Source organism: Mesorhizobium sp. M7A.F.Ca.CA.004.12.1.1 (genome assembly GCF_003997835.1).
In the GTDB taxonomy this organism is placed as follows: domain Bacteria; phylum Pseudomonadota; class Alphaproteobacteria; order Rhizobiales; family Rhizobiaceae; genus Mesorhizobium.
The window spans coordinates 1-8588 of record NZ_RZRK01000209.1; the positions used below are offsets into that span (position 1 = coordinate 1).

Here is an 8588-nt window from a genome sequence, read left to right on the forward strand (position 1 = left end):
TGCGCTGTTCACGGCGCCTTGTCGAAGCCCAGCAAACCAGGGATGTTCCGTGACCGCCGAAGATCGCATCCGCGCCCTGCCCTGCTGGACCGGTAGCATCGAGATCGCACCGCTGCCCGGCGGCCTGAGCAACGCGAATTATGTGGTCACGGACGCGGCCGGACGACATGTCGTGCGCTTCGGCAAGGACTATCCGTTCCACCATGTCTTTCGCGAGCGCGAGGTTATGACCGCGCGGGCGGCGCATGCCGCCGGTTTCGCGCCAGCCGTCCGCCATGCCGAACCAGGCATACTGGTGACGGAATTTCTCGGTGCGAAAACCTATCTGGCGGAAGACGTGCGCGCCAATCTCGGCCGGGTCGCGGCCCTGATGCGCGCCTTCCACCGGGAGATGCCCAATCACGTCTCGGGCGCCGGCTTCATGTTCTGGGTGTTCCATGTCATTCGCGACTATGCGCGCACGCTTGAAGAAGGCGGCAGCCGCAAGCGCAGCGACTTGCCGCGCCTTTTGACACTGGCCGACGAACTGGAGCGCGCGCAGAAACTGCTGCCGATCGTCTTTGGCCACAATGACCTGTTGCCGGCCAATATTCTCGACGACGGCAACAGACTATGGCTGATCGACTTCGAATATGCCGGCTTCAACACGGCGATGTTCGACCTCGCAGGCGCCGCCTCCAATGCCGGCATGAGCGACGAGGAATCCTTTGCCTTCCTGACCGCCTACTTCATGAAGGAACCGGACGAGGCGATCCGCCGTTCGCACGCGGCCATGCAATGCGCCTCGCTGCTGCGCGAGGCGATGTGGAGCATGGTCTCCGAGCTCTATCTCGACGCACCGGGCATCGACTACGTCGCCTACACCGAGGAAAACCTCGCCCGGCTCGACGCGGCACTGGAAAACTACCGGACAAAATACGGGATACAGAAATCATGACATTGCCGAGCCAGGCCGCCATCGTCGTCATCGGCGGCGGCATCATCGGCTGTTCGACGGCCTATCATCTGGCGCGCGACCACAAGGCTGACGTGGTGCTGCTGGAGCAGGGCAAGCTGACCTCGGGTTCGACCTGGCATGCCGCCGGCCTTGTCGGGCAATTGCGCTCGTCGGCGTCTATCACCCGCGTGCTGAAATACTCCGTCGACCTCTACAAGGGACTGGAGGCCGAGACCGGTCTCGCCACCGGCTGGAAGATGACCGGTTGCCTCAGGCTCGCCACCAACGCCGACCGCTGGACCGAGTACAAAAGGCTGGCGACGACAGCAAAAAGCTTCGGCATGGACATGCAATTGCTGTCGCCGGACGAGGTGAAAAGGATGTGGCCGCTGCTGGAGACCGGCGATCTCGTCGGCGCCTCCTGGCTGCCGACTGACGGCCAGGCGAGCCCCTCCGACATCACGCAGTCGCTGGCCAAGGGCGCGCGCATGCATGGCGCCAAACTGTTCGAGGATGTTCGCGTCACCGGCTTCGAGATGAAGGACGGCCGCATCGCGGCGGTGAAGACCAGCAGGGGCGACATCGCCTGCGACAAGGTGGTCAACTGCGCCGGCCAATGGGCGCGGCAAGTGGGGGCCATGGCCGGCATCAACGTGCCGCTTCAGCCGGTGAAGCACCAGTACATCATCACCGAGAAGATCGACGGGCTGGCGACCGACGCGCCGACCATCCGCGACCCTGACCGACGCACCTATTTCAAGGAGGAAGTCGGCGGGCTGGTGATGGGCGGCTATGAGCCTAACCCGCAGGCCTGGGCGACTGGTCTCCCCGGCGACGACGTTCCCAATGATTGGGAATTCAGGCTGTTCGACGACGACTACGACCATTTCGAGCAGCACATGAGCCAAGCGATCGCGCGTGTGCCGGCGCTGGAAACCGTCGGCGTCAAGCAGATGATCAACGGGCCGGAGAGTTTTACGCCGGACGGCAATTTCATTCTCGGCACAGCGCCCGAATGCGCCAACATGTTCGTCGGCGCCGGCTTCAACGCCTTCGGCATCGCCTCGGGCGGCGGCGCCGGCTGGGTGCTGGCGCAGTGGGTGGTCGATGGCGAAGCACCGCTCGACCTGTGGGTGGTCGACATCAGGCGCTTTTCCAACCTGCACCGCGACCGGCAGTGGGTCTGCGACCGCACGCTGGAGGCCTATGGCAAACACTATACGATCGGCTTTCCGCATGAAGAGTATGCCAGCGGGAGGCCGCGCATCGTCTCGCCGCTGTACGAGCGGCTGAAACAGCAGCGCGCCGTATTCGGCTCGAAGCTCGGATGGGAGCGGCCGAACTGGTTCGCACCGCTAGGCGTCGAGCCGCAGGACATCTATTCGATGGGCCGGCAGAACTGGTTCGCGGCGGTCGGCGACGAACACCGGCATGTGCGGGATAAGGTCGGCATCTTCGATCAATCGTCTTTCGCCAAATACGAGCTGACCGGGCCAGATGCGTTGAAGGCGCTGGACTGGATCTGCGCCAACGACGTCAGCAAGCCGGTCGGCCGGCTGACCTATACGCAGCTTCTCAACACGCGCGGCGGCATCGAGGCCGATCTGACGGTGGCGCGGCTGGCCGAAGAGAAGTTCTATATCGTCACCGGCACCGGTTTCCGCACGCATGATTCCTCATGGATCAGCGATCATATCGGCGAAGGGCTCGACGCCAGGCTTGTCGACGTCACCGAGGATTTCGGCACGCTGTCGCTGATGGGTCCTCGGGCGCGCGACGTGCTCTCGGTGGCGACCGGAGCCGACGTGTCGAATGCCGGCTTCCCGTTCGGCCATGTGCGCGAGATTGCCATCGCCGGCCACACGGTTCGGGCACTGCGCGTCACCTATGTCGGCGAACTCGGCTGGGAACTGCATGTGCCGATCGCGGCCACCGGCGAAGTCTTCGACGCACTGATGGCGGCAGGCGAGAAGCATGACATCCGACCGGTCGGCTATCGGGCGCTGGAATCGCTAAGGCTGGAAAAAGGCTATCGCGCCTGGGGATCCGACATCACCCCCAACGACACGCCACAGGAAGCCGGGCTCGGTTGGGCGGTCAAGCTGCGCAAGAACACCGATTTCGTTGGACGGCGCGCGCTGGAAAAGACCAGCGGCGCGGCACTGAAGAAACGCTTTGCCGGCTTCACGGTCGAAGACCCCGAGATCGTGCTGCTCGGCCGCGAAACCATCCTGCGCAATGGCGAGCCGGTCGGTTATCTCAGCAGCGGCGGTTACGGCTACACGCTGGGCAGGAACATCGGCTACGGCTATGTGCGCAACGTCGACGGGGTGAGCGACGACTTTCTCGTCTCCGGCGGCTATGAACTGGTGGTTGCGATGGAGAGGACACCGGCCAATATCCACCTCGAGCCGATGTATGATCCGGCAGGCGCCAGGGTCAAAGCGTAGGTCAAATAACGCGCAAAGCGAGGCCGCGGCTTGGCACGGTGTCGGCTTCGCCCGGCATGGAGACGTAAGGACGCGTTTCCTCAACGCGGGTGACGAGGCCTTGCGCCTCGATCTCGCCGACACGCGTGGCAAAGCCGGCATCCCACAGCGTGTTCTTGACCGTCAGCACGATCACGCCGCCCGGGCGGCAGATGCGGATTAGCTCGTCCAGCCCCGCGACGCCGACATGGCCCGAGGTGAAGACGCCGGCCGAGATGATCCCGGCATAGGCATCATCGGCAAAGGGCAGATGACCGCCGAGCGCAAGGCAGTGGAGCGCGGAATAGACGCCCTTGCGGGCCGCCTGATCCAGCATGCCTTGTGAAATATCGAGTGCCTCGACTTGCGGGTAACCAGCAATATCAAGCCATTCGCCGATGAGCCCGGTGCCGGCCCCGGCATCGAGCAGCGGTGCTGAACCGCGCGGCAGATGGCGGGCCAGCAACGCAAGGCAGATCGTTGGATGGCGATAGCCGGCGGCCGACATGTCGGCGTCATAGGTTTCCGACCAGCGGTCATAGAGTGCGGCCACCTCTTCGGGCCGCTTTGCCGCGTAGGCCGCGCCGAGCGCGCCCTGATGTTTGCTGTCCGCCACTTTTATCCAGTCCGCCAATTTTTGATCTCGCAGTGATGATAGCCAAAGCGCGAAAATTGTGGAACCGTCGCTGCGACAAATAACAGCGTGGGGGCGCAGGCATGGTGACAGACGAGGCGCGTGCCGCACTGGACGCCATTCCCATGCTGGCCGGCTACAGCGGGCCGCTGGAACGGCTGGGCGGCCTCACCAATCTCGTCTTCAAGGCCGGCGACTTCTGCCTGCGCATTCCCGGCAAGGGCACCGAGGAATACATCAACCGGGCCAACGAAGCGGTGGCCGCGCGCGAAGCTGCAAAGGCAGGGGTCAGTCCCGAGGTGCTGCATGTCGACCCCGGTACCGGGGTGATGGTGACACGCTACATCGCCGGCGCCGAAACGATGTCGCCGGAGAAATTCCGGACACGTCCGGGCAGTCCGGCACGCGCCGGCGAAGCCTTTCGCAAGCTGCACGATTCAGGCGCGGTGTTTCCCTTCCGCTTCGAATTGTTCGCGATGATCGACGATTACCTCAAGGTGCTGTCCACCAAGGAGGTCGCCCTGCCCGCCGGTTATCATGACGTGGTGCGAGACGCCGAGAGCGTCCGCTCGGCGCTGGCCGCCCATCCGCTGCCGATCGTCGCCTGCCACTGCGATCCGCTGTGCGAGAACTTTCTCGATACTGGCGAGCGGATGTGGATCGTCGACTGGGAATATTCGGGCATGAACGATCCGCTCTGGGACCTTGGCGACCTCAGCGTGGAGGGCAAGTTCGACGCCGCCCAGGACGAAGAGATGATACGCGCTTATTTCGGCGGCGAGGCGAGGCCGGCGGAGCGCGGCCGCATCGTCATCTACAAGGCAATGTGCGACCTGTTGTGGACCTTGTGGGGGCTGATCCAGCTCGCCAACAACAACCCGGTCGATGATTTTCGCGCTTATGCGGATGGCCGTTTCGCTCGCTGCAAGGCGTTGATGGAGACGCCGGAGTTTTCGCGGCATCTGGCAGCAATACACCGGGACTGAGCCTGGACTAACTCACGCCCTTCGGCACGTTTTCGGGCGGCACAGTGATCTCGACCACTTTCTGGCGATGGAAGATGAACAGGCCGGCGAGAACAACGATGGCCGAGCCGATCAGGATGCGCGGACCGGGAACGTCGCCGAAGAACACCAGGCCGAACACCACCGCCCACAGCAGCAGTGTGTAGTGCAGCGGCGCCAATGTCGAAGCCGGCGCCAGCTTGAGCGCCCTGGTGATCATCAGGTGGGCGCCGCAGGAGACGATACCGAGCAGCAGCATGGCGCCGAGATCGAGTGCCGACGGCGTCTGCCAGGCGCCGATGGTCAGCACACCGCCGACCAGCAGCGTGCCGATGGTTTGCCATGTCACCAGATTGGTGTCGCTGGTGCCACGCAGGCGGCGGTTGAGGATGATGGCGAAGGCGAAGGAGATGCTGCCTACCAGCGCAAAACCCGATGACAGCGAGAACGCCGCCGAGGACGGTTTCAGCATGATCAAAACGCCGCAGAAGCCGAGCAGGATCGCCATCCAGCGGCGCCAGCCGACCTTTTCGCCAAGCAGGAGGTGCGAGAGTGCCGCAACGTAGATCGGCCCGGCCATGTAGAAACTCATCACATCGGCAAGCGGCAGATAGACCACGGCGGCATAGAATAGCGCGGTGTCGAGCGTGGTCATCACCACCCGCAGCAGCTGCAGCTCCAGGCGTTCCATGCGAAACAGCTTGGCCGGGCCCTGATTGGCGATCATCGGGCCGAGCACGAAGAAGGCGCCGATAGAGCGGATCAGCACCACCTGGCCGACGGAGAAGCTGGCGACCAGCCACTTGCCCATGGCGTCGTTCAGCGCAAACAGGAAGTCGCCGGCCAGCATCAGCAGAATGCCGGCCAGAAGCACATTCCTGATCGTCGAATTCTGCGCCACGGGCTGCGTCATGCCGATCCCGATTCCTCCCTAGTTAGCCGCGTCGTAGACGGAAGCGGCGGCTTTGACGAGGAGAAAACCGGAAATCGGCAAGGCCAGCCTCGGGAATCGGCTGGGTCTGCGCGATTCAGTTCCCTTTTGGCTGCGGCCTGAGAATAATGGGCCGATAGATCACCGGCCTGTCCCAGGGGTCGAAAGCCGGGGTGCGTCTGAGCTCCGCACGCCGCTCCAGATCGATGCGCTGCAGACACTCGGCAAAGGCGTCATTCTTCTTGACGAAGCCGTAGGACCGGCATTTCGCTTCGTCGGCGGCGCGGCGGTCCTCTGCCGTCACCGTCGTGCAGCCGGTGCAAAGCACCGTCAACGCCACCGCCATCACAGTCTTGCGCCACATGGAATCCTCCTCGAATAAAAGTGGAGTCTTTATGTAGACTTATTTCCGGACGGGCGAAGCTCAGACCCTTGATGCAGATGCGGTGTCCTATTGGTCCTGATGCGAATGGTGCCGTCGGTTCACAAGTACCGGCCTTCCGTCGATGGACAGCCTGGTTTCCTGCTTCGTCCGCTCCGCCACCACCTTGCCCCTGGCGATGACGCACAGGCGTTCGGCGCGCAGGCGCAGGGCCTCCACCGGATTGCCGGCATCGAGGACGACCAGGCTGGCGCGCTTGCCGACCGCCAGGCCGAGATGATCGAGGCCCATGATCGCGGCATTGACGTTGGTGACCATGTCGAAGCAGCGCGCCATCTCCGCCGGGCTCGACATCTGAGCGACGTGCAGGCCCATGAAGGCGACATCGAGCATGTCGGCGGTGCCTAGCGAATACCAGGGATCGAGCACGCAATCCTGGCCCCAGCCGACGCGAATGCCGAGCGCCAGCATTTCCTTGACCCGAGTCAGGCCCCGGCGCTTCGGGAAGGTGTCGTGGCGGCCCTGCAGCATGATGTTGATCAGCGGATTGGGAATGACCGAGACGTCGGCCTCGGCGATCAGCGGCAGCAGCTTCGAGACATAGTAATTGTCCATCGAATGCATCGAGGTGAGGTGCGAACCGGCGACCTTGCCCTGCAGACCAAGGCGCTGCGTCTCATACGCAAGCTGTTCGATGTGACGCGACAGCGGATCATCGGTCTCGTCGCAATGCAGGTCGACCATCAGGCCGCGCCTGGCCGCGATCTCGCACAGCTCCGTTACCGAGCGCGTGCCGTCGGCCATGGTGCGCTCGAAATGCGGGATGCCGCCGACAATGTCGACGCCCATGTCGAGCGCGCGAATGGTGTTTTCACGCGCCGATGGAGCGCGATAAAACCCGTCCTGCGGGAAAGCGACCAGTTGCAGGTCGATATAGGGAGCGACCGTCTTCTTGACCTCGAGCAGCGCCTCGACCGCCAGCAGCCTGTCATCGCAGACATCGACATGGGTGCGGATTGCGAGTAGGCCCATCGACACCGCCCAGTCGCAATAGGCCAATGCGCGATCACGCACCGCCTCATGCGTCAAAAGCGGCTTCAACTCGCCCCATAGCGAAATGCCTTCGAGCAGTGTACCCGACGCATTGATGCGCGGAATGCCGTAGGAGAGCGTCGCGTCCATGTGGAAATGCGGATCGACGAAGGGCGGCGAGACCAGGTTGCCGCGGGCGTCGACCTCGGTCCGCGCAGGACCCTGCAGGGTGGGCTCGATCGCCGTGATCGTCTCACCGTTGATGCCGATGTCGGCAACCCTGCCATCAGGCAGTGTGCCGCCGCGAACGATAAGGTCGAAAGCCATCTGTCGTCATCCCGTCAAAAGAATCATCTGATAGTGCCGAGGCTGAAAATCGCATCCCGTCGATGCCGCTTGCAACAGCGGTTTGTCCGCGGCGGCCGCGGATGGTTCCATCCGGCCGCAACTCCCTCTATAAGCCGCCTTCGTTGTCCCGGTTTCAAGGATCCGCCGTTTGTTTCGTTTCTTCCGCTCGACGGAAAACCAGCGCCTCGTTGCGAGGTTGATCCGGGAATCCTTTTATCAGCACAGGTTTGGCTACGGCGCCGCGATCTTGTCGATGCTTGTGGTGGCCGCCACGACCGGCGCCAGCGCCTGGATTCTCAAAGAGATCACCGACGAATTCGTGGTCTTCAAGCGGATTGACCGCGTCAACCTGATTGCGGCGGGGGTCGCCACGATCTTCATTCTCAAGGGTCTCGCCAACTTCATCCAGGCTTATTTCATGAGCCGGGTCGGCAACGCCATCATCGCCGATCGCCAGCGCAAGATCTACGACCGCATCCTGGCGCAAGGCATCGAATTCTACCATTCGACCTCGTCGTCCGACCTGATCACACGCATGACCAACAATGCGCAGGCGGCGCGCAACGTGCTCGACCTCGTTGTCACGTCCTATGTGCGCGACCTGTTGTCGCTGGTTGTCCTGGTAGGAGTCATGGTCTGGCAGCAGCCAGCCTTGTCCATAATCTGCTTCGTCATCGGCCCCTTGGCTATCTACGGGGTCAACCGCATCCTCAAACGTGTTCGCAAGTTCGCCGCGATGGAGTTTCGCTCGGTCGGCCAGATCGTGCAGGTGATGCAGGAAACGGCAATCGGCGTGCGCGTCGTCAAATCCTTCAACCTCGAAGGCGCAATGCGCAACCGCATGTACAAGGC

8 protein-coding genes are annotated in these 8588 nt (G+C 63.0%); 4 read left to right on the forward strand and 4 right to left on the reverse strand.

What is annotated here, in order from left to right; translation table 11 throughout:
- The first annotated feature begins 49 nt into the window (after positions 1-49).
- Positions 50-937: a phosphotransferase family protein gene (locus EN984_RS13440; protein ID WP_127267468.1), complete on the forward strand. Its 888-nt coding sequence runs from the start codon at positions 50-52 to the stop codon at positions 935-937.
- A complete protein-coding gene (locus EN984_RS13445; protein ID WP_127267469.1) occupies positions 934-3387 on the forward strand; it encodes an FAD-dependent oxidoreductase in 2454 nt (817 codons plus the stop codon). The genes EN984_RS13440 and EN984_RS13445 overlap by 4 nt, the downstream gene beginning before the upstream one ends.
- A 1-nt stretch (position 3388) precedes the next feature.
- Here EN984_RS13445 and EN984_RS13450 read toward each other — a convergent pair whose 3' ends face one another.
- Positions 3389-4021 carry a class I SAM-dependent methyltransferase gene (locus EN984_RS13450; RefSeq protein ID WP_164748694.1) on the reverse strand — a complete coding sequence of 211 codons (633 nt, stop codon included), beginning with the start codon at positions 4019-4021 and terminating at the stop codon, positions 3389-3391.
- A 101-nt stretch (positions 4022-4122) separates the two neighbouring features.
- Between EN984_RS13450 and EN984_RS13455 the strand changes: the two genes are divergently transcribed.
- Positions 4123-5025: a phosphotransferase family protein gene (locus tag EN984_RS13455; protein WP_127267471.1), complete on the forward strand. Its 903-nt coding sequence runs from the start codon at positions 4123-4125 to the stop codon at positions 5023-5025.
- A gap of 7 nt (positions 5026-5032) precedes the next feature.
- Here EN984_RS13455 and EN984_RS13460 read toward each other — a convergent pair whose 3' ends face one another.
- The 3 genes from EN984_RS13460 to EN984_RS13470 all read right to left on the reverse strand — a co-directional run bounded on the left by EN984_RS13460 (position 5033) and on the right by EN984_RS13470 (position 7715).
- The gene (locus EN984_RS13460) at positions 5033-5956 is read right to left on the reverse strand and encodes a DMT family transporter (protein WP_127267472.1); all 924 of its coding nucleotides are present in this window, start codon (positions 5954-5956) and stop codon (positions 5033-5035) included.
- Positions 5957-6071: 115 nt separating this feature from the next.
- On the reverse strand, positions 6072-6338 hold the full coding sequence (locus EN984_RS13465) for a hypothetical protein (RefSeq protein WP_127267473.1): 267 nt from the start codon (positions 6336-6338) through the stop codon (positions 6072-6074).
- 87 nt (positions 6339-6425) lie between these two features.
- Complete coding sequence (locus EN984_RS13470; RefSeq protein ID WP_127267474.1) at positions 6426-7715, reverse strand: amidohydrolase family protein; 1290 nt, start codon at positions 7713-7715, stop codon at positions 6426-6428.
- A 274-nt stretch (positions 7716-7989) separates the two neighbouring features.
- On the opposite strand from EN984_RS13470, the gene EN984_RS13475 reads away from it, so the two are divergent.
- A partial coding sequence (locus EN984_RS13475; RefSeq protein WP_245480062.1) for an ABC transporter transmembrane domain-containing protein occupies positions 7990-8588 on the forward strand: 599 nt, incomplete at its 3' end.

Coding starts and splice junctions, on each gene's coding strand:
- EN984_RS13445 (WP_127267469.1), top strand. CDS start 934: ATGACATTGCCGAGCCAGGCCGCCATCGTCGTCATCGGCGGCGGCATC.
- EN984_RS13455 (WP_127267471.1), top strand. CDS start 4,123: ATGGTGACAGACGAGGCGCGTGCCGCACTGGACGCCATTCCCATGCTG.
- EN984_RS13460 (WP_127267472.1), bottom strand. CDS start 5,956: ATGACGCAGCCCGTGGCGCAGAATTCGACGATCAGGAATGTGCTTCTG.
- EN984_RS13465 (WP_127267473.1), bottom strand. CDS start 6,338: ATGTGGCGCAAGACTGTGATGGCGGTGGCGTTGACGGTGCTTTGCACC.
- EN984_RS13470 (WP_127267474.1), bottom strand. CDS start 7,715: ATGGCTTTCGACCTTATCGTTCGCGGCGGCACACTGCCTGATGGCAGG.